Origin of the sequence: Sphingomonas asaccharolytica NBRC 15499 (assembly GCF_001598355.1) — a bacterium.
Classification (GTDB): Bacteria; Pseudomonadota; Alphaproteobacteria; order Sphingomonadales; family Sphingomonadaceae; genus Sphingomonas; species Sphingomonas asaccharolytica.
On record NZ_BCYU01000074.1, the window covers coordinates 1 to 21,545 of the forward strand.

Here is a 21,545-nt window from a genome sequence, read left to right on the forward strand (position 1 = left end):
TGCCGTGCCACAGGTAATACCGTCGAGCCTCTGCCGTTAGGCCTGCCGCCCGGCGGACCCCGGGACAAGCCCGGGACGACGAACTTGGCGTTAGTCGGCCTTTTGCGCCTTGGCGGCGATGCCTCGACTGTCCTCAGCTTCCTTTCGCCACCCAAGCCGTCACACCAGCCCGCAGCCGATCCGCTACCGCCTTTCGCACCGCGATCGTCGCCAGCGCTCGCTTGACGCCGCCGCGCGAGCCGACGGGCAGGTTCTTCTCGGCATAAGTATTGATCTTGCCCGGCATCGCCGGATCGTTCGACCCGGCGCCCAAGCTCACAATGAATCCGGCCCGCGTGCTCGCCTCCAGCACGCCGTTGACCAAATCAGCATTGGCCACCGCGTAATCGAACGCCAAGTCGGGATGACCGCCTGCCACCGCGCGCAAGATGGTCGGCTTTTGCTGTGCGGTCAGCACATCGGTCTTGACCAGATCGAGTGCCTTTTGCGCAAGCACCGGATCCTTGGCCTGGCCGAGCAGGCGGACATATTCGTTCTTCACCACCGGGTTGGTCTCTGCCTTGAACAGCGCCAGCAGGTCTTCCCATTCGGCTGGCGTCGCGTTGGCCGCGAAAGTACCGAGCATCGGCCCGCGGATCGCGGGCGGGATCGCCGCGCTGTCGGTCTTGAGCTTCGCCACCCAGGCGCGCGCACGAGTCAGCACTTCGGGATCGCCCGCTGCGCCGAGCCGGCCGACCAGGTCCTCACGCAGATTTGTGACGAGCGGCGATTCGCCTGCTTTCTGCTCATAGCCGATCCGCGCCAGCTCCGATCCGAGCCGCTTGATCGTCAGTGCCTTGACCTGCTGCTGGAGCGGCGTGTCGGCATACAGCCCCGACAACGAGCCGAGTTCCCCGGAGACCAGCGACCATTCGAGCGGGTTCGCATCGTCGGGAACCGCCGCGAAGGTTGCTGCCCAGCCGGCGAAATCCTGATCGCCCGACCGCGCCAGCGCGAAATCGTCGCCGAGCGTACCGAGGCGGTCGGCGACCGCAAGCTTCGCATAATTGGCGACGATCGCGGCATGCGCCTCGCCGGAATAGCGTGCGCGAAGATAGCTGCCCTTGCCGACATTGAGAACGACCGGGCCGCAACCGGGAACGGTGATGTCGGTTTTGGCGCCCGTCGTGATGACGCTGACGGGGTTCCCGCCGACCGTCCCGACGCGTAGCGGCACGCGCCAAGTCTGCGGCACTTTGGACGCCTCATCGAGCCCGAACCGGCTCTGCGCCAGCGACGCGACGGTCTGGCCGTTGACGCACTTTCCATCGGTCAGGGTGATGAGCGGTACGCCGCCCTGCAGCGTGAAATCGTGCGCGCTGTCGGAGATCTTGACCCGGGACGCCGCTTCGAGCTCGGCCCACAGCATGTCGGTCTGCGTGTTGCCGTATTTGTATTTCGCCATGTAGCGACGGATGCCGTCGCGGAACTTGTCGGGACCCAGCGTCGACTCGATCATCGTGATGACCGCCTGGCCCTTTTGATACGTGATGTTGTCGAACGCCTCGCCGATCTGGTCGACCGTCTCGACATGGCGGATGATCGGATGCGTCGCCGAGGTGGCGTCGATCGCCAGCGCGCCCTCGCGATCCTCGCTGACCGCGCTTTCGCGCGCGAACCAGCCAGGATTGAGATCGTAGGACGCCTTGTTCTCCATCCACGAGGCGAAGCCCTCGTTGAGCCACAGATCGTCCCACCAGTTCATCGTGACGAGGTCGCCGAACCATTGGTGCGCCATTTCGTGCGCGACGACGACGAAGATGCGCTGCCTGTCGCTCTCGGTCGCGCGCTTTTCGTCGAACAGCAATTCCGGCTCGAAATAGAAGATCGCGCCCCAATTTTCCATCGCGCCGAAGAACTGGCTGGTGCCCGGACCGGCAATCATGTCGAGCTTGGGCAGCGGATAAGGCTGGCCGAAATAGTCGTTATAATAGGTCAGAAGCCGCTTGGCCGAGGCAAGCGCGTAATCGCCCTGGTCCTTCACGCCCTTGCGCGTGATGACGCCGATCTCGGTCTTGCCGGCCATTACCGTCTTGCGCTCCATGTCCCCCATGCCGAGGAACAGCAGATAGCTCGACATGACCGGGCTCTGCTGGAAACTGTAGAGCTGGGTGCCGTCAGGACGGTTGGTCATGGTGGCGGGCATGTTGGAGAAGGCGAGCTGCCCCTTGGGCGCTATCGCCGACAGCTTGAACTTCGCCTTGAAGCTCGGCTCGTCCCACATCGGCGCGAAACGGCGTGCGTCGGGTGCCTCGAACTGCGTCGCCAGCATCCGGGCCTTCGACCCGTCGTCATTGGTGTAATCGATCGCGAAGAAACCGGCCGCCGATTCGTTGATCTTGCCCGTCCAGGCGAAGGTGATGACATGGTTGCCGAGCCTGGCCGGCGCCGGCAGCGTCAGGGTTAATTGCTGCGCATCGTTGTCGAGCTTGAACGCTATCGCCTTGCCGTCGATCGTGGCGCGGCTGATCGTCATGTCGGCGGCATTGAGGATGATCGCGCTGGTCGCCTTGTTGACCGTGACATTGATCGTCTCGCTCCCGGTGAACGTCATCTTCTGCGCGTCGGGATCGATCGTGATATCGTAGGACACCGGCACGACGTCGGTCGGCAGTCGGGCCGCGGCGAACGCCGGCGTGGAAACGGTGGCGAGCAGCAGCGCGGCCGCGACGGTGATCTTCATGCGATTTTTTGGACCCTGGTGATATGGTGTGTTGCCGCGCCATAACGGTTTTAGGATGAATGGCAAATGGACCGACCCGCACCGTCCGCGCATTCCGTACCGTCACTTTGAATAGTCATCGGCACTGCTGGACTGTGGTTTCGGTTGCGCTATGAAACCGGTATGAGGACGCCGATATTCGATCGCCTGCGCCTGCCCGTGATCGGGTCGCCGCTGTTCATCATCTCCGGTCCCGAACTGGTGATCGCGCAATGCAAAGCGGGTATCGTCGGGTCGTTCCCGGCGTTGAACGCACGGCCGCAGACGCTGCTCGACGAATGGCTGCATCGGATCACCGAGGAACTTGCGGTGTGGAACCGCGACAATCCCGACCGCCCTGCCGCCCCCTTCGCGGTCAATCAGATCGTCCATAAATCGAATGACCGGCTGATGGGCGACCTCGCCATCTGCGAAAAGTGGCAAGTGCCGATCACCATCACCTCGCTCGGCGCGCGCGAGGAACTCAACCAAGCGGTGCACAATTGGGGCGGGATCACGCTCCACGACATCATCGACGACCGCTTCGCGCGCAAGGCGATCGAAAAGGGCGCGGACGGGTTGATCGCGGTCGCGGCCGGCGCTGGCGGACATGCCGGCCGGTTGTCGCCTTTCGCCATCACCCAGGAAATCCGGCAATGGTTCGATGGACCGCTGATCCTCTCGGGCGCGATCGCGACCGGCGGCGCGGTGCTTGCCGCCCAGGCGATGGGCGCGGATCTCGCCTATATCGGCTCACCGTTCATAGCGACCGACGAGGCCAATGCGGTCGACGCCTACAAACAGGGCATCGTCGAGAGCAAGGCAGCAGACATCGTCTATTCCAACCTGTTCACTGGCGTGCACGGCAATTACCTGCGCGCCTCGATCGTCGCGGCAGGGATGGATCCCGACCAACTGCCCGAAGGCGATCTCAGTACGATGAACTTTGGCGGCAATCGCGAAGCGAAGGCTTGGAAGGATATCTGGGGATCCGGCCAGGGCATTGGCGTGATCGACAAGGTCGAGTCGGTCGCGGCTCGCGTCGATCGACTGGAAGCTGAGTATAGGGCAGCGAAGGCACGCATTGCCGCGCTGTGACGCTCACCTAGTGCGACGGGCGATCTTCTAAAACGCCATCGCCAGGCGGGCCTGCATCCACTGCACCGGGCTGTCCACGGGCAACGAGTCGATCTGCGCACCGTCCAGGCGCGCGACCCGACGATGGAGATCGATGCTGGCGTTGATCAACCCGCGCGCATCAACCGGCATTTGCTCGATCACGTCGCGGTCGGTGATCGGCGCATCGCCCAGGCGCCGCGCGGGATCGAGCGCGTCGCGCGGCGACAATTCCCCCGAATCGACCGCGCGCTGGGTTAGCAGCCAGGCAATGACGTGCATCAGCCGAGTCGTCACCTTGAGCGATTCGCACGAGAAGGTGACGCGACCGAGCGGATCCAGCGCATCGCGCTCGACGCGCGCACCCTGGTCGAAATAGCCGCGCGCCTCGTCCGCCAGCACCATCGCCTCGACGTAGAGTGTGTCGATCATTTTGCGGTGGATGCGCAGTTCGGTGACTTCACCTGTCATGCGCAACACGATTGCCACAAACGACGCTTCCCGCAAGCGGCGAAACGATCACCGCGTCCCAAATTCGATCAGGACCAGAGTCGATCAGGCGATGATGTCGGGAATCAATTGGTTCTCGAGCGCGGTAACCTCGTCCTTCAGCAACAGCTTGCGCTTCTTCAGTCGGGCAATCTGGAGCTGGTCGCTCGACCCCAATACCCGCAACGCCTCGATCGCCGAGTCGAGGTCGCGATGCTCGGTCCTGAGGGCGTCGAGCCGTTTGTGGATCTGCGCTTCGTCCATCGCTCTTCGCGTCCCTTGGGCCCTCGAAGACCGATCTGTCGCCAAAACGATGCGCCGCGTCGAATCGAAAGTGAAATCGATGGCGACAAATCGCGCGACTCGTGTTCTATTGGTCCACCCACCTTGATGAAGGAGGTCGCTCCCATGCAGAACTCGCACCTTTCAGCTCTTGAGGCGAAGCATAACGTGCTGGACCGGCAGATCACTGCCGAAAGCCAGCGCCCTGCGCCCGACACCCGCATCCTCGCGAATCTCAAGAAGCAGAAACTGCGTGTGAAGGAAGCAATCGCGGCGATCTGATCCCGCGTGCAACGGGGCCCGGGTGCGACGCGCCCGGGCGTCCCCGTCAGAATAGCGGCTTGATCGGCTTGTCCTTGACCGGATTTGAACTGGCTACGACCGGTTTACGCGCGGCCTGTGGATCGATCGGGTGATCGAACGCCACGCCGGCGCGGCCAGCCGCGACCCAGGCGATACGGCCATTTACCCAGCCGATGCCGCGCACTTCTACCTCGACCATCGTGCCGATATCGATCGGCTTGGGCACATCGGCCATCAGCCCGCCGGACGAGAGGTTGCGGACGCGCACCTGCGTGATCTCGGTCGAACCCTCGATGCGAAACCGCGCCACGAGCAACAGACTGTCGCGCGCGTCGTTACGCTGTGCCGTAGCGTCGTCGGCGCTGCCGTCGGTTAGGGGATCGTGCGAAATGTGGTCCATATGCCTGCCAAAAACGCGTCCATGCCGCACGCGAACGCATAGGTCGAAAGACTGTCGAAAGCGTTAAACCGCAGGCATTAGAAAAAATCCGATCCAAAACGGATCGGATCAATCTTCGCGCGATACCTTCTCGTTGCGCTCATGGCGCTCCTGCGCCTCGACGGTCATCGTCGCGATCGGCCGTGCTTCGAGTCGGCCGAGCGAGATCGGTTCGCCGGTGACTTCGCAATAGCCGTATTCGCCTTCATCGAGCCGGCGCAGCGCTGCATCGATCTTGGAGATCAGCTTGCGCTGGCGATCGCGCGTACGCAGTTCGATCGACCAGTCGGTCTCGCTAGATGCGCGATCGGTCAGATCCGCCTCGCGCAGCGGCTCGACCTGGAGCTGCGACAGGGTCACTTCCGCTTCCTTGAGGATCGCTTCCTTCCAGCGCAGCAGCTTGTCGCGGAAATATTCCTGCTGGCGGGGATTCATGAACGGCTCGTCAGGGCTCGGCCGATAGCCGTCGCCATCATTGGCCGGTACGCTGAAACTGGAATCATCCATGCGATTCAAAGCCGTTGCCATCCCCACTCTCCGTTTGGCCCTTGGAACACTGTTCCCGTGCGCCTGTCGGACCCCTAATGACGAGCGGGCCTATAGCGGCGCAGAAGCGGCTCCACAAGCGATTGGCGACAAACAAAAAGCCCGTCGCGTTCCAGGCACGATAATGTGGGGTTGATGTCGACGGCGTGAACCTCGCCTTCATCCCCTGGTCATAGATCGAGACCCCGGATCGAGTAACGAAGTTAACCTACGTCGTATCACAATGACACGTTAACCATAACCGCACCCACATCGATCGATATAAAGATCAAATCGGGCGACTATAATTGGTTAATGGAATTGCGCTTAATTCTTTGTTTCGCACTATCGCACTAGCAGCGAAGTAACTGCGAGAATCACCACCGTCTCTGTGGGGTCAGCGACGGTTAGAGAGAGAGTAGACGCGATGTCTGTCCGGATGGCGATGGCTAAACTATGCGCCTGCGCATGCGGGGGCGCCATTATAGGCGGCGGTGCGGTCAAGGTGACCGATGGCGCGGCCAAGGCTCGACCCGTTTATGCCAAGACGTACAAGCGGCATGTGGTGAAGGCCCGAGTGGCGAGCGTCGCCAGATCGCGCGTTCGCAAGGTGGTGACGACGACGACGACCTGCCCGCCCGCAATCGTGACGGTTGCCGGTGGCGCTCCGTTGCCGATGCCGCCTGCCTTCACCGGATCGAGCGGCGGCGTGCCGATCGTCGGCGGCAGTGGTGGCGGCGGCTGGGGCGGCGGCGGTGGCGGGTTCTTCGCCGGCGGCTTTGGCGGCGGCGGCGGTGGCAGCGGCGGGATCGCGATCTCATCGACCTCGTCCAGCTCGGGCGGGTCGTCGTCGACCTCGACGGGCGGGTTCTCGTCGGGAAGCACCTCGTCCTCTTCGTCGGGCAATGTCTCGTCGTCGTCCAGCGGTAACGTGTCCTCGTCGTCTTCGGGCGACGTGTCGTCGTCGACCTCGTCGTCGGGTGACGTCTCGTCGTCGACCTCAAGTTCGTCGAACGGTTCGTCGTCCTCGACGTCGTCGTCCTCGAACGGATCGAGCTCGTCCAACTCGTCGGCCAGCTCAGGTTCTTCCTCGACGTCAGGCTCCTCGTCGACCTCGTCGTCGAGCTACGGCTCCTCGTCCAAGGGCTGGAGCTCGAACGGCGGCTGGTCGTCGAACGGCGGCTGGAGCTCCAGCGGCCACGGCTCCTCGACTGGCTCGACCGGCGGCACGCCTGCACCAGTGCCCGCGCCGCCGATGATCCTGCTGTTCGGCGGTGCCGCGACCGCGATGGTCGTGCGCAAGCGCTTGGCGAAGAAGAAAGCCGATACCGTCGCCGCCTAAGCGGCGGACAGCGCTTTCTCGATTTCGGGAATAGGATGGCCGGTGAGGTTCTTCGGGACTTCGCCGGCCAATCTGTTGGCGACCTCGACATGATAATGTTTGCGCAGCTCGCCCAGCGTGTGCGGCGGTGCGGCGATGATCAGCGATTCGAATTCGTTGGCGAGCGCGCGTTCCTTGAGCATCGCTCCGACATCGGCAGCGAAACGATCCTCTTCCTGCTGGTGGAAATCGACTTCCTGCATCGAACTGCGCGCCGATCCGAACGAGTTGGCAGTGCTGCCCGGCGCGTCGGTTTTCTGGTCGCGATCGGCCGGATTGATCCGATCCTCGGCATGTTCGACCACCAGATTTGGGTGCACGCCATCGCCCTCATTGCGCAGGAATAGCGCCTTGCGGCCGTCGGCGACGACGACGAGGGTGTTGTGACGAAGCTGCATGGCATTCTCTCCTCAGGGTTGCAGGGTGAACGCCGCAGCACCGCGCCGGGTTGCGCGCCCCGTCCCGCCCCGCCATAGCCTCGCCGCTATGCATGACATCCGCCTGATCCGCGACAATCCCGAAGCTTTCGATGCTGGACTGGCCCGTCGCGGCCTGTCGCCGATGGCGTCGGACCTGCTCGCGCTCGACGAGAAACGCCGCGCGGTGATCACCGAATTGCAGGCCGGCCAGACCCGCCGCAATGAGGCATCGAAGGCGATCGGCGCGGCCAAGGCGGCCAAGGACGAAGCGACCGCGAGCAGGCTGATGGCCGAGGTCGCGACGCTCAAGACGCGCCTGCCCGAGCTAGAGGATGAGGAGCGCAGCGCGGAAACCGCGCTGAACGAGGCGCTCGCCGCGATTCCCAACCTGCCGCTCGACGACGTGCCCGCGGGCGCGGACGAAGACGATAACCAGTTGATACACGAGCGCGGCACCAAGCCCGTTTTCGCGTTCGATATTCGCGAGCACGATGCGATCGGTCCGGCGCTTGGGCTGGACTTCGAAACCGGCGTGGCCCTCGCCGGCGCGCGCTTCACTTTGGTGCGCGGCGCCGCGGCAAGGCTCAATCGCGCGCTCGGCCAGTTCGGGCTCGATATCCTCACCAAACATCACGGCTACGAGGAAGTCGTACCGCCGTTGATGGTCCGAGACGAAGTGATGTTCGGCACCGGTCAACTACCGAAATTCGAGGACGATCTTTTCGTAACAGACATCGCGCTCGATCCGTTTGAATACTACGAGTTCAAACGCAAGGCGTATGACGAATGGCTAGCCAAGCAATCGATCGATCCTAAGGGCGCCATTTCGCTATTAGAGAAAGACGTTTGGCATAGCCTGCCCAACCCAAATACGCGTCGCTGGCTAATTCCGACCTCCGAAGTGTCGTTGACCAACATCGTGCGCGAAAAGATTCTCGCTGCCGACGAACTGCCGCTGCGTTTCACGGCCTTGACGCCCTGCTTCCGTTCCGAAGCGGGTGCTGCCGGACGCGACACGCGCGGGTTCATCCGCCAGCATCAATTCGAGAAGGCCGAAATGGTCTCGATCGTGCCGCCCGATCAGTCGGAAGCCGAACACGAGCGGATGACCGCGGCGGCCGAGGACGTGCTGACCCGGCTTGGCCTGCCCTTCCGCCGGATGAAATTGTGCACCGGCGACATGGGTTTCTCGGCCGCGCGCACCTACGACCTCGAAGTCTGGCTGCCGGGCCAGGGCCGCTATCGCGAGATTTCGAGCTGCTCGACCTGCACCGATTTCCAGGCGCGGCGGATGAACGCCCGCTTCCGGGGCGAGGACGGCAAGCCGGCGTTCGTCCACACGCTCAACGGCTCGGGGCTGGTCGTCGGGCGGATGATGGTCGCGATCCTGGAAAATTATCAGCAGGAAGACGGCGCGGTGGCGATCCCCGACGCGCTACAACCGTATCTCGGTGGGTTGAACCGGCTTGAGCCCAAGGCGTGAGGATCCTCCTCACCAATGACGACGGCTATTACGCACCCGGCCTGGCGGTGCTTGAACGTCTGGCGCGACGCTTTTCCGACGATATCACCATCGTCGCGCCGGCCGAGGAGCAATCCGGCAAGGGCCGCTCGCTGACGCTGACGGAGCCTCTGCGCGTCAAGCGTTTCGACGACAGACGTTACGCTGTCGGCGGTACACCGACCGATGCGGTGATGTTCGCGCTGGCCAATGTGATGCGCGACGCCAGGCCCGATCTGATCCTGTCGGGAGTCAATCGCGGGGCCAATCTGGGCGAGGACGTCTTTTATTCTGGCACGATCGGTGCGGCGATGGAAGGCGCGCTTGCCGGCATCCGGTCGATCGCGATCAGCCAGCGCTACGGTGCCGAAGCGCCCGGCCACGACGTCACCTTCGATACCGCCGAAGCCTGGGGCGAGCGCGTGCTGGCGCCGTTGATTGCTGCGCCGGTCGATCCGCGCATCGTCGTCAACGTCAACTTTCCGCCAATCCCGCCCGATGAGGTCAAGGGCGTGCGCGTCGCCCATCAGGGGTTGCGCGACTATGGTCGGGTCAAGGTGATCGAGCGCACCGACCCGCGCGGCTTCGCTTATTATTGGATGGGTCTGGGCCGCGTCGAGCACACGCCGGCCGCCGACACCGATCTGGAAGCGATCGAAATGGGCTACGTCACCGTCACGCCATTGCAGATGGACCTGACGCATCGCGATTCATTGGCTATGCTGGAGAAAGCGTATCGATGACGCAGGGGGGGCCCGCGATGCGAATGATCACACTTGTCTTCTTGATATTCGGACTTTCGGGATGCATTCCGCAGACCGATTATGCGCGACCGTCGGACGCGGGCCCGCCGCCCATGGCTGATTACGACCCGCCGCCACCGCAGGACGAGGCTCCCGCCCCGCCCTCGGCGCCGCCCGCCTGGGAAGCGCGCCCGGTAACACCCGACGCCAGGACGATCGGCGAGTCGAGCTATATCGTGCGGCCAGGCGACACGTTGCGCGGCGTCGCTGACAAGACCGGGGCCGGCTCGGAGATCATCGCCAAGGCCAATGGCCTCGACTCGCCCTTCACCATCCGCGCCGGACAGCTATTGCGCATTCCCGGCGGCCGCTACCATCTGGTCCGGCCGGGCGAATCGGGAATCGCGATCGCGCGGGCTTATGTCGTCCGCTGGGCCGACATCGTTGCCGCCAATAATCTGGTCGAGCCCTATGTGCTGCGGTCGGGCCGTCGTATCCTGATCCCCGGCGGCACTCGGCCGCCCCAGACGCTCGCCGAGCGCGCGGCAGCGTTCAAGATCGACCTTGGCGATATCGCCACCGGCGGTGGCGAGCCCGCCATTCCCGACAATGTCAGACCGGTTCGTCCAGCCGCCTCGGTCACCAGGGCCCTGCCCCCTACCGCCGCGGTCGGGGCGCCCTCCCCGCTCAGCGGCCCGTTCCTCTGGCCGGTGGCGAGCGGCAAGGTCGTCAAGCGGTTCGGCGGCGGCGCGAGCGGAGAACGAAACGACGGCATCAAGATCGCGGTGCCGCTGGGAACGCCGATCAGGGCCGCGGCCGATGGCGTAGTGATCTACACCACCGACAGCATCGCCGGTCTGGGCGGATTGGTCATGGTCCGCCACGGCAATGGCTGGACCAGCGTCTATGGGCATGCCAGCCGCGTCATCGTGACTCGCGGCCAGGCGGTAAAGCGCGGGCAGACGATCGCGCTGTCGGGGGACACCGGCTTCGCCGACCGGCCGGAAGTGCATTTCGAGCTCAGGCAAGGCCGTACGCCGATCGATCCCTTGTCGAAGTTGCCGAGTCGCTAGTCGCGATGCTACCCGCGCCGCCATCATGACCGATTACCGATCCGACCTGCTCCGCCTGCTCGACGAGCGCGGCTATGTCCATCAGATGACCGACGCGACCGGACTCGACGCGTTGGCGGCGAAGCAGGTCGTGCCGGGCTATATCGGCTTCGACGCGACCGCGCCCTCGCTGCACGTCGGCAATCTGGTGTCGATCATGCTGCTGCGCCGCCTGCAACAGGCCGGACACAAGCCGATCGTGCTGATGGGCGGTGGGACCAGCAAGGTCGGTGATCCGAGCTTCAAGGATGAAGCGCGCAAGCTGCTCGCCGAGGAGACGATCGCCTCGAACATCGCCTCGATCCGCCGAATCTTCGAACGCTTCCTGACGTTCGGCGACGGCCCGACCGACGCGGTGCTGGTCAACAATGCCGATTGGCTCGACAAGCTCGAATATCTGCCGTTCCTCCGCGACATCGGGCAATATTTCTCGGTCAACCGGATGCTCAGTTTCGATTCGGTCAAGCTGCGGCTCGACCGCGAGCAGTCGCTGTCGTTCCTCGAATTCAACTACATGATCCTGCAGGGCTACGATTTCCTCGAACTGTCGCGGCGCCTGGGCTGCCGGCTGCAGATGGGCGGATCGGACCAATGGGGCAATATCGTCAACGGCGTCGATCTCGCCCGGCGCGCCGACGGGACGGAGGTGTTCGCGGTCACCACGCCGCTGATCACCAACGCCGACGGATCGAAGATGGGCAAGACCGTGTCGGGCGCCGTATGGCTGCACGAGGACCAGCTGGCGCATTACGATTACTGGCAATTCTGGCGGAACACCGACGATCGCGATGTCGGCAAAAGACTGCGGTTGTTCACTGACTTGCCGCTCGACGAGATCGAACAACTCGAAAAGCTCGAAGGCGCTGAGATCAACCAGGCCAAGATCGTCCTCGCCAACGCCGCGACCGCGATGTGCCGCGGAGCCGAGGCGGCGCAAGCGGCGGCGGAGACAGCGCGCAAGACGTTCGAGGAAGGGTCGGCCGGTGCCGATCTGCCGACCTTTGCGGTGTCCGGCTCGACCGGGATTGTCGATGCGCTGATCGGGCTCGGCTTCTGCACATCCAAGGGCGAAGCGCGGCGATTGATCGCCGGTGGCGGCGCGCGAGTCGACGGCGAGAAGGTGGCCGATGAGGCGTTCACCATCGTGATGGCGGGAAATCCGGTGCGCGTGTCGGCGGGCAAGAAGCATCACGGCTTGCTCACACCGGCGTGAATATGGCTAACGGTCGTTAAACACGTTCCTTTTCAAGCTTTTCATGCGCTGGTCGTTACTCATTGTAGCGAACGGGAAAGGACTCGATGGGCGCGGCACTGGCCTATAGCGATCAACGCGATGCTCCGCGGGATGAGGTTCATTACCGCGCGCGCGCGTTCGGCGGCGATGCCCGGCCGGTATCGGTGCTGGTCGTCAACATGTCGGCCCAGGGACTAATGGCGCGAGTCGATACCGACCGACCGATCGGCGAACGGCTGCACATCACCCTTCCCGTGGTCGGAGTAATCGTCGCCGAAGTGCGCTGGTCGCTTGGCGGGCGGATCGGCTGCGAGCTCGACCGGCCGATCGGCATGGCCGAATATTACGAACTCCTCGCGGCGTTGCTCAAGAACGTTCGCTAACCGCGCCGAACCAGCACAATCCCGACGAGCACGCACGCCACACCGGCGATTCGGCCCAGCGATACCGGCGTGACTTTGAGCCCCAGCAATCCGAAATGGTCGAGCACCAGCGCCATCGCGAGCTGACTGGCGATCGCAACCGTCAACGTCGTCGCCAATCCGAGCCGTGGCGCCGCATACGCCATCGCGGCGACGAAGCAGGCGCCATAGAGGCCGCCAGCCCAGGCCCAGGTCGGCGCACCTCGCAACCCGGCCGGTGATGTCCGGTCGGTTGCCGCCCAAGCCAGCGCCAGCACCGCCGACCCGACGATGAACGAAACAAGCGATGAGAGCAGTACCGACCCTGACGTCTTGGCCAGCGCGGCATTGGTAGGAGCCTGAACGGCGAGGCCGACACCGGCGAGCAAGACGAAGATAACGGCGACGATCGGCATAGTGCCGCGGTACCGCGTCAGCCCGAACGGAGCAATTGCACCCCGGCATCACGCTCGAACAGATAGAGTGCTGTCCGCGACGCCTGGCCACGCGGCCCGTCGAGCCCGCCGTCGCGATCGATCATCAGCCGCGCATCGTCATGCGCGGTCTGCTGGAGCGAGGCGAAATGCTCGGGCGTTGCCAGACGATAGCCTTGCTCGCCCGATTGCCGCGTGCCGAGCATCTCGCCCGCGCCGCGCAATCTCAGATCCTCCTCGGCGATGCGGAAGCCGTCATTGGTCTCGCGCATCAGCGCCAGCCGCGCGCGCGCGGTTTCGCTCAAGCCATTGCCGCGGATCAGCAAGCAGATCGAGCGCCCCGTCCCGCGCCCCACACGTCCGCGCAACTGATGAAGCTGGGCGAGACCGAATCGGTCGGCATGTTCGATCACGATCAACGTCGCATTGGGCACGTCGACCCCGACCTCGATCACCGTCGTCGCCACCAGCACGCTGAGATCGCCGCTGGCGAAGCGCGCCATCACCGCGTCCTTCTCGGCGGGCTTCATTCGGCCGTGGATCAGTCCGACGCGATCGCCGAACCGGGCCTGGAGCGACCCTGCCCGCGCCTCGGCCGCGGCGAGATCCGATTTCTCGCTTTCCTCGACCAAGGGACACACCCAATAGGCTTGACCGTTGCCGTCGACGTGTCGTCCCAGCGCCTCGACGATCTCGCCCAGCCGGTCTTCCGACATCACTCGCGTCTCGATCGGCTGGCGGCCCGGCGGCATCTCATCCAGCCGACTGACGTCCATCTCACCATATTGCGCCAGGGTCAGCGTGCGCGGGATCGGCGTCGCGGTCATCGCCAACAAATGCGGTGCGGCGCCCTTGTCCTGCAGCAGCAGGCGCTGCGCCACGCCGAAGCGATGCTGTTCGTCGACCACGACCAGGCCGAGGTCGCGATAGGCAACTGCTTCCTGGAAGATCGCATGCGTCCCGACCAGGATGTGGATCGAGCCATCCGCCAACCCCATCAACGTTGATTCGCGCACCCTGCCCTTGTCGCGTCCGGTCAGCACCGCGACATTGACCGGCAGCCCGGCGAGCATGCGTTGCAGCGTATCGTAATGCTGCCGCGCCAGTATCTCGGTCGGCGCCAGGAATGCCCCTTGCGCGCCCGCCTCGACTGCCGTCAGCAGCGCCATGGTCGCTACCAAGGTCTTGCCCGACCCGACATCGCCCTGGAGCAGCCGCAGCATCGGTGCCGATTGCGCAAGGTCGCCCTCGATCTCGCGGATCGTCCGCGCCTGCGCATTGGTCGGCGCGTAAGGCAGGTTGAGCATATCGCGCAGCCGCCCGTCGCCGTTGAGCGCACGTCCACGCCGCGCGCGGGACGATTGGCGCACCAGCATGAAAGCGAGCTGGTTGGCGAACAATTCGTCATAGGCGAGGCGTTCGCGCGCTTTCTGATCGGCGGGATCGGCATGTGCGCGCGCTAAGGCATCGCGCCAGTCGGGCCATTGGTGCTGCGCCTTGACCCCCGGCTCGATCCATTCCGTCAGATCGGGCGCACGCTCGATCGCCTGATGCGCCATCTGCCCCAGCCGGCGCGAGGTCAGCCCTTCGGACAGCGGATAGATCGCCTCGCGCTCGCGAAAACCCTCATCGGGCTCGGCGAGATCGGGATGGACGATCTGCAATTCCTGACCGTACATTTCGAGCTTGCCCGAAATGCGCTTGGCCTCGCCGAGCGGCAGCAGCTTCTTCACCCAGCCAGTCGAGCCGCCGAAATAGATCAGGCTGACATAATTCCCCTTGGCGTCGGTGGCATGGACGCGCGTCGGCCCGCGCGGACTGCTGCTGATGCGATAGTCGACCGGCGTCACGGTGATCGCGATCGTCCGGCCGGCATCGGCCATGTCGAGTTCGTCGCGCGGCACGCGGTCGATGAACCCGGTCGGCAAATGAAACGCGACATCGACGACGCGATGCAGCCCTAGCCGATCGAGCGGCTTGGCGAGCGCCGGCCCCACGCCCCTGAGCGCGGTCACTTCGGCAAAGAGCGGGTTGAGGATATCGGGGCGCATAGCTATCTCGCTCTTCCTAACCCCAGCCGACTGCGCGTCAACGCGCTGCCGGCCAATTGCCGTTGGAGACCCATGGACCGCGAGATCCGCCTCAAGCGCCTGCGCTTCCGCGCCTGGCACCGCGGCACCAAGGAAGCCGATCTGATGATCGGCGGATTCTTCGACGCACATGGCGCGACGTGGAACGATGCCGAGATCGACTGGTTCGAAACCTTCCTGGAAGAACAGGACGTCGACATCATGGCCTGGGCGATCGGGACGCAGGATGTGCCGGTGCAGTGGCAAGGGCCGATGATCGAGGCGATGAAGCAGCTGAATTTCGTACCGATTGCCAAATAACTCCCTCCCCCCTCCGGGGAGAGGGTCGGGGAGAGGGGCAGCCACAGACGACACCCCTTGCCGCACTACCCCTCTCCCAACCCTCTCCTCAAAGGGGAGAGGGCGATAGGAAACCAATGACCGACCCGCGCAAGATCCTCTCCGCGAAAGCCCCCCTTACCCTCGCCGGCGTCCCGGCGGGGTTCTTGCCCGTATTGCTCGCCGACCTCGCCCGCGCCCAGGCACCGGGCCGCGTCGTGCTGATCGCGCCCGACGAGGCGGAGATGCGCGCGGTGGCGGCAACCGCGGGGTATTTCGCCCCTGAGATCGAGATCGTCACCTATCCCGCTTGGGACTGCCTGCCTTATGACCGCGCCAGCCCGACCCTGCGCGTCATGGCCGAGCGGCTGGCCGCGCTCCACCGCCTGCAACAGGCGCCGAAGAAACCGCAACTCGTCGTCACCACCGCCAATGCCGCGACCCAGCGCACGCTGACTCCATTCCGCATCCGCCAGCTCGTCGCGCGCCTCGCCCCGGGCGAGCGGATCGGCCGCGACAAATTGGCCGTGTTGCTGTCGGCCAACGGCTATGTCCGCACCGACACCGTCCACGACCAGGGCGAGTTCGCGGTGCGCGGCGGATTGGTCGACCTGTTCCCGAGCGGCGAGGACCAGGCGTTGCGGCTCGATTTCTTCGGCGACGAGATCGAGAGCGTCCGCACCTTCGATGCCGCCGACCAGCGCACCACCGGTCGCGTCGACGGCTTCACCTTGCTGCCGGCATCCGAGGCCTTGCTCGACGAGGAATCGGTCAAGCGCTTCCGCACCCGCTACCGCGAGAAGTTCGGCGCGACCGCGACGGGCGATCCGCTCTATCAGGCGATCAGCGACGGCCGCCGCCTGGCCGGCATGGAACATTGGCTGCCGATGTTCGAGGAACGGCTGGAGACGTTGTTCGATCATCTCGGCGACGACGCGCTGGTGATCCGCGAATCGGGCGTCACCGCAGCGGTCGAACAGCGGTTCGAGGCCGTGTCGGACTATCACGCCAACCGCCTGAAGGCGCAATCGAGCGATCCCGGCAGCTATCGCCCACTCGCACCCAACGCGCTTTACCTGCTTCCGGACGAATGGGCGACGCGGCTCGATCAGGCCAAGGCGCATCTCGCCACGCCATTTCACGAGCCGCCCAGTGATACGGTACTGGACTTCGAGGTCGACGGCCCACGCGACTTTGCGCCCGAACGAGCGAGTGGCATCAATATTTACGAAGCGGTCGTAGAGCATCTCGACAAGCTACGGAAAGACGGCAAGAAACCGATCCTGGCCAGCTATTCCGCCGGGTCGCGAGAGCGTCTGGCCGGATTGCTCAAGGATCACGGGCTGACCGGTCTGACGCTGGTCGACTCCTGGCAGGAAGCGCAAGGCGTCGCGGATCGCGGTGTCGCGCTCACGATCCTGCCGCTCGATCACGGTTTCACCGCGCCCGACATCGCCTTGCTCACCGAGCAGGACATGCTCGGCGACCGGCTGGTGCGCCGCAACCGCCGCAAGAAATCGGCCGACGCCTTTCTTGCAGAATTGGCGACGCTCACGCCAGGCGACCTCGTCGTCCATACCGATCACGGCATCGGTCGGTACGAGGGTCTGACCCAGATTCCGGTGCAGAAGGCGCCGCACGATTGCGTCGCGCTGACCTATGCCGGCGGCGACAAACTGTACGTTCCGGTCGAGAATCTCGAAGTCCTGAGCCGCTATGGCGGCGACGAAGGCGGCACGCTCGATCGCCTGGGCGGCGAGGCGTGGCAGCGGCGCAAATCGCGGATGAAGGAGCGTATCCGCGAAATTGCTGGAGAGTTGATCGCGACCGCCGCCTTGCGCGCGCTCCGCCACGCCGATGTCGCTCAACCCGATTCGTCGGGTTATCCCGCATTCGTCGACCGCTTCCCCTATCAGGAAACCGACGACCAGGACCGCGCGATCGCCGAATCGCTCGACGATCTCGGCTCGGGCAAGCCGATGGACCGGCTGATCGTCGGCGATGTCGGCTTCGGCAAAACCGAGGTGGCATTGCGCGCCGCGTTCGTCGCGGCGATGGGCGGGATGCAGGTCGCTGTGGTCTGTCCAACCACCCTGCTCGCCCGCCAGCATTACAACAATTTCGTCGCGCGTTTCGAAGGCTTTCCGATCAAGGTCGGCCGGCTGTCGCGCCTGGTCGGCACGGCCGAGGGGAAGGCGGTCAAGGAAGGGTTGGCCGACGGCACGGTCGACGTCGTGATCGGCACCCACACCATCCTCGCCAAGGGAGTGGAATTCAAGCGGCTGGGGCTCGTCGTGGTCGACGAGGAACAACGGTTCGGCGTCACCCATAAGGAACGGCTCAAGGCGCTCAAGACCGACGTCCACGTCCTGACGCTGACCGCCACGCCGATCCCGCGCACGCTGCAAATGGCGATGTCGGGACTGCGCGAATTGTCGGTGATCCAGACCCCGCCGGTCGATCGCCTGGCGGTGCGCACCTATGTCATGCCCTGGGATCCGGTGGTGCTGCGCGAGGCGTTGCTGCGCGAACATTATCGCGGCGGTCAGAGCTTCTTCGTCACGCCGCGGGTCAAGGATGTGCCCGAGATCGAGGAATTCCTGCGCCAGCACGTGCCCGAAGTCCGTTATGTCGTCGCGCACGGCCAGATGGCCGCTGGCGAGGTCGAGGAGCGGATGTCCGCCTTCTACGACAAGAAGTTCGAGGTTTTGGTCTCGACCACGATCGTCGAGAGCGGGCTCGACATTCCCAGCGCCAATACGATGATCGTCCATCGCGCCGACCGCTTCGGCCTCGCCCAGCTTTATCAGCTACGCGGCCGCGTCGGACGCGCGAAGACGCGGGCTTATGCCTATCTGACGACGCCGGCCAACCGCATCGTAACCGAAACTGCCGACAAGCGCCTCAAGGTGCTGTCCGATCTCGATACCTTGGGTGCCGGGTTCCAGCTCGCCAGCCACGATCTCGACATTCGCGGCGCGGGCAATCTGCTCGGCGACGAGCAATCGGGGCATATCCGCGAGGTCGGCTACGAACTCTACCAGTCGATGCTCGAGGAAGCGATCATGGACGCCCGCGCCGGCGGCCTGGCGCAGCGCCCGCGCGACTTCAGTCCGCAGATCACCGTCGATGCGGCGATCATGATTCCCGAGGAGTATGTCCCCGATCTCGATCTGCGCATGGGTCTCTATCGCCGCCTCAACGAGCTCGACGATCAGAACGGGATCGAAGCGTTCGCCGCGGAGATGATCGACCGTTTCGGCCCCCTGCCCGAGCCAACCGCGAATTTGATCAAGCTTATCGAGATCAAGCTCAACGCGAAGAAGGCCTGCGTCGCCAAGATCGATGTCGGCGCCAAGGGCGCGCTCGTCAGCTTCCACGACGACAAACCGCCCAATGTCGACGGACTGCTCGCCTATGTCGCGCGGCTCAATGGCGTGGCCAAGTTGCGCCCAGACAGCAAGCTGGTGATCGCGCGCGAATGGGGCGATCCGCAGGCGCGGCTCAATGGCGCGCTGCAATTGTCGAAGGGACTGGCGAAGGCAGCGGGATAAGCCCATCGCTCTAAATCCCACGCTGAGCATCGTCGCCAACGCGATGCGGATCGGCGTGCATTTGCGCGATCGATTGACCTGACAAGAAATTGGTCCAAAAAGAATTAATCTTTACTCCCTGAGCGTAACGCCAGGATTCGCGCGTGGGGTAGGAGCGATGGAGAAGACGGTCCGTTTCAAACGCTTGCGGCTCATGACCGCCGCGACCGAGGCACTGACGAAAGCCCAGTCGCTCGCCGAGATACTGGAGATATTACGGTCGCGCGCGCGCGCCATCCTGGGCAGCGACGGGGTGACAGTGGCGATGCGCGAGCGCGATCAGGTCCATTATGTCGGAGAGGATTCGATCGCGCCTTTATGGGCCGGGCGGCGCTTTCCGATCGATTCGTGCATCTCGGGCATGGCGATGACGCAGCGCCGGACGATCGTCATTCCCGACATCCGCGTCGATCTCCGCGTACCGCTCGACGCCTATCTTTCGATCTACTTCGTTGGCCTGGCGATGGCACCGATCGGTGTCGGCAAGCCAGTCGCGGCGATCGGCGCCTATTGGCGCAGCGGCCGCCCGATCGACGAGGACGCGTTGGTATTGCTCGACATGCTGGCCAAGGGCGCCAGCGCGCAGTTCGAGCGGATCGTCGATCAGCGGATGAAGAGGGCATCCTGAGGGCCGGCAGCTTCCGACTCCGCTTACGCCGCGACTAGATCGGCAAGCGCCGCACTGGTTAGGGGCTCCGCACACAGAAAGCCTTGATAATATTGGCACCCTTCCTTGGCGAGCAGGTCGAGTTGTTCGGCAGTCTCGACGCCCTCGGCGATCACCGACAGTCCCAGCGACAGCGCCATTTCAATCACCCCGCGCACGACGATGCGGTCGCGCGGCGATCCGCCGATGTCCTGCGCCAGCTTGCGATCGATCTTGAGATAATCGAGCGGCAGTGCCTTGAGATAGGCGAGGCTCGAATAGCCGGTGCCGAAATCGTCGATCGCTACCCGGCACCCCGCCTGTCTCAGCCCGGTGAGCAACGACGACGCGACGCCAAGGTCGTCGATCAATCCGCTTTCGGTGATCTCGACGGTCAGGCGCGACCGCGCGAACCCGGAGGCATCGATACGGTCGAGCAAGATATCGGCAAAGCCGGGCCGCGCGATATCGGCGGCGGTCAGGTTGATCGACAGCCGCTGACCCGACAGCATTTCGGGCCAGGCCGCCGCCCGGCTGAGTGCCAACCGCTGGATATGGTCGGACAAAGCGAGACCCAAATCGGCGCGATCGGCGGCGGCGAACAATTGATCGGCACCGATCGCGCCGAAGCGCGGATGCTCCCATCGCGCGAGCGCTTCCGCGCCGACGATCTTCCCTGTCGCGATCGCCACCTGCGGCTGGAACAGCACCGCGATCTCATTGCTTTCGATCGCCCGGCGCAGATCGACGGACAAAGCCTCAGCGATCGCCGGTTCGTCGGCGATGCGGATCGTCGCGCCGTCGGACGCGCGGGCATCGTCCAGCGCGTCATTGGCGCGCCGCAACAGCGCATCGACCGTTTCGTCCGCGTGCGCCGCAGCTACCCCCAGCCGCGCGCCGACAGCCACCAACGTGCCGTCGATCGCGAAGGGCCGCGCCAATGCCTCGGCCAGCGCCTCGGCCAGCGCTTCCGCGTCCGCCGCTTCCTCGAGCCCGACCAGGAATTCGGGGCCCTTTTGCCGCGCGACGATCTGGCGCTTGCCGAGGGTCGTGCGGGCGACACCGGCGATCCGTTTGACCGCTGCCCGGATCAGCGCATCGCCGGCCGGGCGGCCATAACCGCTATTGACCAGATCGAAGCGGCTGAGCGCGATCAGGATCGCGCTCGCGCGTTCGCCGCGTTGCAGCCGGCGATCGAGCCATGCGCGGGCCGCGCCGGCGTCGAACGTGCCTTCGATCGCCTCTTCGGTTTCCGCCGCCGCGTTGGGCGCGGTGCCGAGTTCCTCGATCAATCCGTGGACCCAGGGATCGCCCGTCGTCGCCTGGACATGATGGACCAGCCGCCCGACCCCTGGGTGATCGTGCGCGAACGCGGTCGCTCCGCCATGGCCGACACGACGGACCGCCGCTGCCGCTGCCGCGCGATCTTCGGGCAGCAGCGCGCGAAGCGCTGTACCGAGCGAGACTTCTTCGCCCAAATCGAGCCGCTTGCCCAAAGCGGGCGTCAAGCGCACGCGGCGCGTACGGCGATTATAGCGCCAGCCGAGCAGGTCGACCGCGCGGCCGCGATCCCAATCGCCGGCGATCCGTTCGACGAGGCGCCAGGCGAACCGCAACGCCTGGGCGAATTCGAGCTCGGTGAACGGGCTGGCCAGAAAATGCGTCGCCCCAGCGGCATGGAAATCGCCCAGCGCCCCGACATCATCGCGCGACACCAGTACGAGCAAGGCACCGCCGCGAGCCCGCGCCGCCTCACCGAACGCCTTGGCGGCGGCCAGC

20 protein-coding genes and 2 pseudogenes are annotated in these 21,545 nt (G+C 64.7%); 11 read left to right on the plus strand and 11 right to left on the minus strand.

What is annotated here, in order from left to right:
* Positions 1 to 133: 133 nt before the first annotated feature.
* A complete protein-coding gene (locus tag SAS01S_RS17200) occupies positions 134 to 2,722 on the minus strand; it encodes a M1 family metallopeptidase (protein WP_066811477.1) in 2,589 nt (862 codons plus the stop codon).
* Positions 2,723 to 2,884: 162 nt separating this feature from the next.
* Here SAS01S_RS17200 and SAS01S_RS17205 point away from each other — a divergent pair, with 162 nt between their 5' ends.
* Positions 2,885 to 3,838: an NAD(P)H-dependent flavin oxidoreductase gene (locus tag SAS01S_RS17205; protein ID WP_066811518.1), complete on the plus strand. Its 954-nt coding sequence runs from the start codon at positions 2,885 to 2,887 to the stop codon at positions 3,836 to 3,838.
* A 27-nt stretch (positions 3,839 to 3,865) separates the two neighbouring features.
* Here the strand turns inward: SAS01S_RS17205 and SAS01S_RS17210 are convergent, their stop codons facing one another.
* Both SAS01S_RS17210 and SAS01S_RS17215 read right to left on the minus strand, forming a co-directional pair.
* Positions 3,866 to 4,327 carry a DUF1465 family protein gene (locus SAS01S_RS17210; RefSeq protein ID WP_066811520.1) on the minus strand — a complete coding sequence of 154 codons (462 nt, stop codon included), beginning with the start codon at positions 4,325 to 4,327 and terminating at the stop codon, positions 3,866 to 3,868.
* Between the two features lie 84 nt (positions 4,328 to 4,411).
* A complete protein-coding gene (locus tag SAS01S_RS17215) occupies positions 4,412 to 4,609 on the minus strand; it encodes a YdcH family protein (protein ID WP_066811480.1) in 198 nt (65 codons plus the stop codon).
* Positions 4,610 to 4,753: 144 nt separating this feature from the next.
* Between SAS01S_RS17215 and SAS01S_RS22280 the strand changes: the two genes are divergently transcribed.
* A complete protein-coding gene (locus tag SAS01S_RS22280; protein ID WP_084239146.1) occupies positions 4,754 to 4,909 on the plus strand; it encodes a YdcH family protein in 156 nt (51 codons plus the stop codon).
* A 46-nt stretch (positions 4,910 to 4,955) separates the two neighbouring features.
* Here SAS01S_RS22280 and SAS01S_RS17220 read toward each other — a convergent pair whose 3' ends face one another.
* The 5 genes from SAS01S_RS17220 to SAS01S_RS17235 form a co-directional block, all read right to left on the minus strand.
* Entirely contained in the window at positions 4,956 to 5,330 is a 375-nt protein-coding gene (locus tag SAS01S_RS17220; RefSeq protein ID WP_066811483.1) for a PilZ domain-containing protein, read from the minus strand.
* 108 nt (positions 5,331 to 5,438) lie between these two features.
* The gene (gene dksA, locus SAS01S_RS17225; RefSeq protein ID WP_066583685.1) at positions 5,439 to 5,897 is read right to left on the minus strand and encodes an RNA polymerase-binding protein DksA; all 459 of its coding nucleotides are present in this window, start codon (positions 5,895 to 5,897) and stop codon (positions 5,439 to 5,441) included.
* 534 nt (positions 5,898 to 6,431) lie between these two features.
* On the minus strand, positions 6,432 to 6,959 hold the full coding sequence (locus SAS01S_RS22285) for a hypothetical protein (protein ID WP_174544985.1): 528 nt from the start codon (positions 6,957 to 6,959) through the stop codon (positions 6,432 to 6,434).
* Between the two features lie 60 nt (positions 6,960 to 7,019).
* Positions 7,020 to 7,196, minus strand: coding sequence for a hypothetical protein (locus tag SAS01S_RS22630; protein ID WP_157082877.1), 177 nt, complete (start codon positions 7,194 to 7,196; stop codon positions 7,020 to 7,022).
* A 36-nt stretch (positions 7,197 to 7,232) separates the two neighbouring features.
* Positions 7,233 to 7,673 (minus strand): host attachment family protein, encoded by a 441-nt coding sequence (locus SAS01S_RS17235; protein ID WP_066811487.1) that lies wholly within the window; start codon positions 7,671 to 7,673, stop codon positions 7,233 to 7,235.
* A gap of 88 nt (positions 7,674 to 7,761) precedes the next feature.
* Between SAS01S_RS17235 and SAS01S_RS23365 the strand changes: the two are divergent.
* The 6 genes and pseudogenes from SAS01S_RS23365 to SAS01S_RS17260 all read left to right on the plus strand — a co-directional run.
* Positions 7,762 to 8,424, plus strand: a pseudogene (locus tag SAS01S_RS23365) (serine--tRNA ligase); the annotation flags it as partial.
* Between the two features lie 72 nt (positions 8,425 to 8,496).
* Positions 8,497 to 9,177: pseudogene (gene serS, locus SAS01S_RS23370) on the plus strand (serine--tRNA ligase); the annotation flags it as partial.
* Complete coding sequence (gene surE, locus SAS01S_RS17245) at positions 9,174 to 9,938, plus strand: 5'/3'-nucleotidase SurE (protein ID WP_066811491.1); 765 nt, start codon at positions 9,174 to 9,176, stop codon at positions 9,936 to 9,938. The pseudogene serS and the gene surE, both read left to right, overlap by 4 nt.
* A 113-nt stretch (positions 9,939 to 10,051) precedes the next feature.
* Positions 10,052 to 11,011: a M23 family metallopeptidase gene (locus SAS01S_RS17250; RefSeq protein WP_245656967.1), complete on the plus strand. Its 960-nt coding sequence runs from the start codon at positions 10,052 to 10,054 to the stop codon at positions 11,009 to 11,011.
* A gap of 25 nt (positions 11,012 to 11,036) precedes the next feature.
* Positions 11,037 to 12,263, plus strand: coding sequence for a tyrosine--tRNA ligase (gene tyrS, locus SAS01S_RS17255; RefSeq protein ID WP_066811497.1), 1,227 nt, complete (start codon positions 11,037 to 11,039; stop codon positions 12,261 to 12,263).
* An 86-nt stretch (positions 12,264 to 12,349) separates the two neighbouring features.
* A complete protein-coding gene (locus SAS01S_RS17260) occupies positions 12,350 to 12,667 on the plus strand; it encodes a PilZ domain-containing protein (RefSeq protein WP_066811503.1) in 318 nt (105 codons plus the stop codon).
* On the opposite strand, the gene SAS01S_RS17265 is transcribed toward SAS01S_RS17260, so the two are convergent.
* Entirely contained in the window at positions 12,664 to 13,101 is a 438-nt protein-coding gene (locus SAS01S_RS17265) for a DMT family transporter (protein ID WP_066811506.1), read from the minus strand. The genes SAS01S_RS17260 and SAS01S_RS17265 overlap by 4 nt on opposite strands.
* 17 nt (positions 13,102 to 13,118) lie before the next feature.
* Positions 13,119 to 15,170: an ATP-dependent DNA helicase RecG gene (recG, locus tag SAS01S_RS17270; RefSeq protein WP_066811508.1), complete on the minus strand. Its 2,052-nt coding sequence runs from the start codon at positions 15,168 to 15,170 to the stop codon at positions 13,119 to 13,121.
* A 72-nt stretch (positions 15,171 to 15,242) separates the two neighbouring features.
* On the opposite strand from recG, the gene SAS01S_RS17275 reads away from it, so the two are divergent.
* The 3 genes from SAS01S_RS17275 (at position 15,243) to SAS01S_RS17285 (ending at position 19,748) form a co-directional block, all read left to right on the plus strand.
* A complete protein-coding gene (locus SAS01S_RS17275) occupies positions 15,243 to 15,509 on the plus strand; it encodes an FAD assembly factor SdhE (RefSeq protein WP_066811510.1) in 267 nt (88 codons plus the stop codon).
* Positions 15,510 to 15,625: 116 nt separating this feature from the next.
* Positions 15,626 to 19,081 carry a transcription-repair coupling factor gene (gene mfd, locus SAS01S_RS17280; RefSeq protein ID WP_066811512.1) on the plus strand — a complete coding sequence of 1,152 codons (3,456 nt, stop codon included), beginning with the start codon at positions 15,626 to 15,628 and terminating at the stop codon, positions 19,079 to 19,081.
* 193 nt (positions 19,082 to 19,274) lie between these two features.
* Complete coding sequence (locus SAS01S_RS17285) at positions 19,275 to 19,748, plus strand: GAF domain-containing protein (RefSeq protein WP_169804979.1); 474 nt, start codon at positions 19,275 to 19,277, stop codon at positions 19,746 to 19,748.
* 23 nt (positions 19,749 to 19,771) lie between these two features.
* On the opposite strand, the gene SAS01S_RS17290 is transcribed toward SAS01S_RS17285, so the two are convergent.
* The coding region (locus SAS01S_RS17290) for a putative bifunctional diguanylate cyclase/phosphodiesterase (protein ID WP_066811516.1) at positions 19,772 to 21,545 on the minus strand (1,774 nt) is incomplete at its 5' end.

Excerpts from the sequence above, each read along its gene's own strand:
- SAS01S_RS17200 (WP_066811477.1), bottom strand. The coding sequence starts at position 2,722 with ATGAAGATCACCGTCGCGGCCGCGCTGCTGCTCGCCACCGTTTCCACG.
- SAS01S_RS17205 (WP_066811518.1), top strand. The coding sequence starts at position 2,885 with ATGAGGACGCCGATATTCGATCGCCTGCGCCTGCCCGTGATCGGGTCG.
- SAS01S_RS17210 (WP_066811520.1), bottom strand. The coding sequence starts at position 4,327 with ATGACAGGTGAAGTCACCGAACTGCGCATCCACCGCAAAATGATCGAC.
- SAS01S_RS17215 (WP_066811480.1), bottom strand. The coding sequence starts at position 4,609 with ATGGACGAAGCGCAGATCCACAAACGGCTCGACGCCCTCAGGACCGAG.
- SAS01S_RS22280 (WP_084239146.1), top strand. The coding sequence starts at position 4,754 with ATGCAGAACTCGCACCTTTCAGCTCTTGAGGCGAAGCATAACGTGCTG.
- SAS01S_RS17220 (WP_066811483.1), bottom strand. The coding sequence starts at position 5,330 with ATGGACCACATTTCGCACGATCCCCTAACCGACGGCAGCGCCGACGAC.
- dksA (WP_066583685.1), bottom strand. The coding sequence starts at position 5,897 with ATGGCAACGGCTTTGAATCGCATGGATGATTCCAGTTTCAGCGTACCG.
- SAS01S_RS17235 (WP_066811487.1), bottom strand. The coding sequence starts at position 7,673 with ATGCAGCTTCGTCACAACACCCTCGTCGTCGTCGCCGACGGCCGCAAG.
- SAS01S_RS17250 (WP_245656967.1), top strand. The coding sequence starts at position 10,052 with ATGGCTGATTACGACCCGCCGCCACCGCAGGACGAGGCTCCCGCCCCG.
- tyrS (WP_066811497.1), top strand. The coding sequence starts at position 11,037 with ATGACCGATTACCGATCCGACCTGCTCCGCCTGCTCGACGAGCGCGGC.
- SAS01S_RS17260 (WP_066811503.1), top strand. The coding sequence starts at position 12,350 with ATGGGCGCGGCACTGGCCTATAGCGATCAACGCGATGCTCCGCGGGAT.
- SAS01S_RS17265 (WP_066811506.1), bottom strand. The coding sequence starts at position 13,101 with ATGCCGATCGTCGCCGTTATCTTCGTCTTGCTCGCCGGTGTCGGCCTC.
- recG (WP_066811508.1), bottom strand. The coding sequence starts at position 15,170 with ATGCGCCCCGATATCCTCAACCCGCTCTTTGCCGAAGTGACCGCGCTC.
- SAS01S_RS17275 (WP_066811510.1), top strand. The coding sequence starts at position 15,243 with ATGGACCGCGAGATCCGCCTCAAGCGCCTGCGCTTCCGCGCCTGGCAC.
- mfd (WP_066811512.1), top strand. The coding sequence starts at position 15,626 with ATGACCGACCCGCGCAAGATCCTCTCCGCGAAAGCCCCCCTTACCCTC.
- SAS01S_RS17285 (WP_169804979.1), top strand. The coding sequence starts at position 19,275 with ATGACCGCCGCGACCGAGGCACTGACGAAAGCCCAGTCGCTCGCCGAG.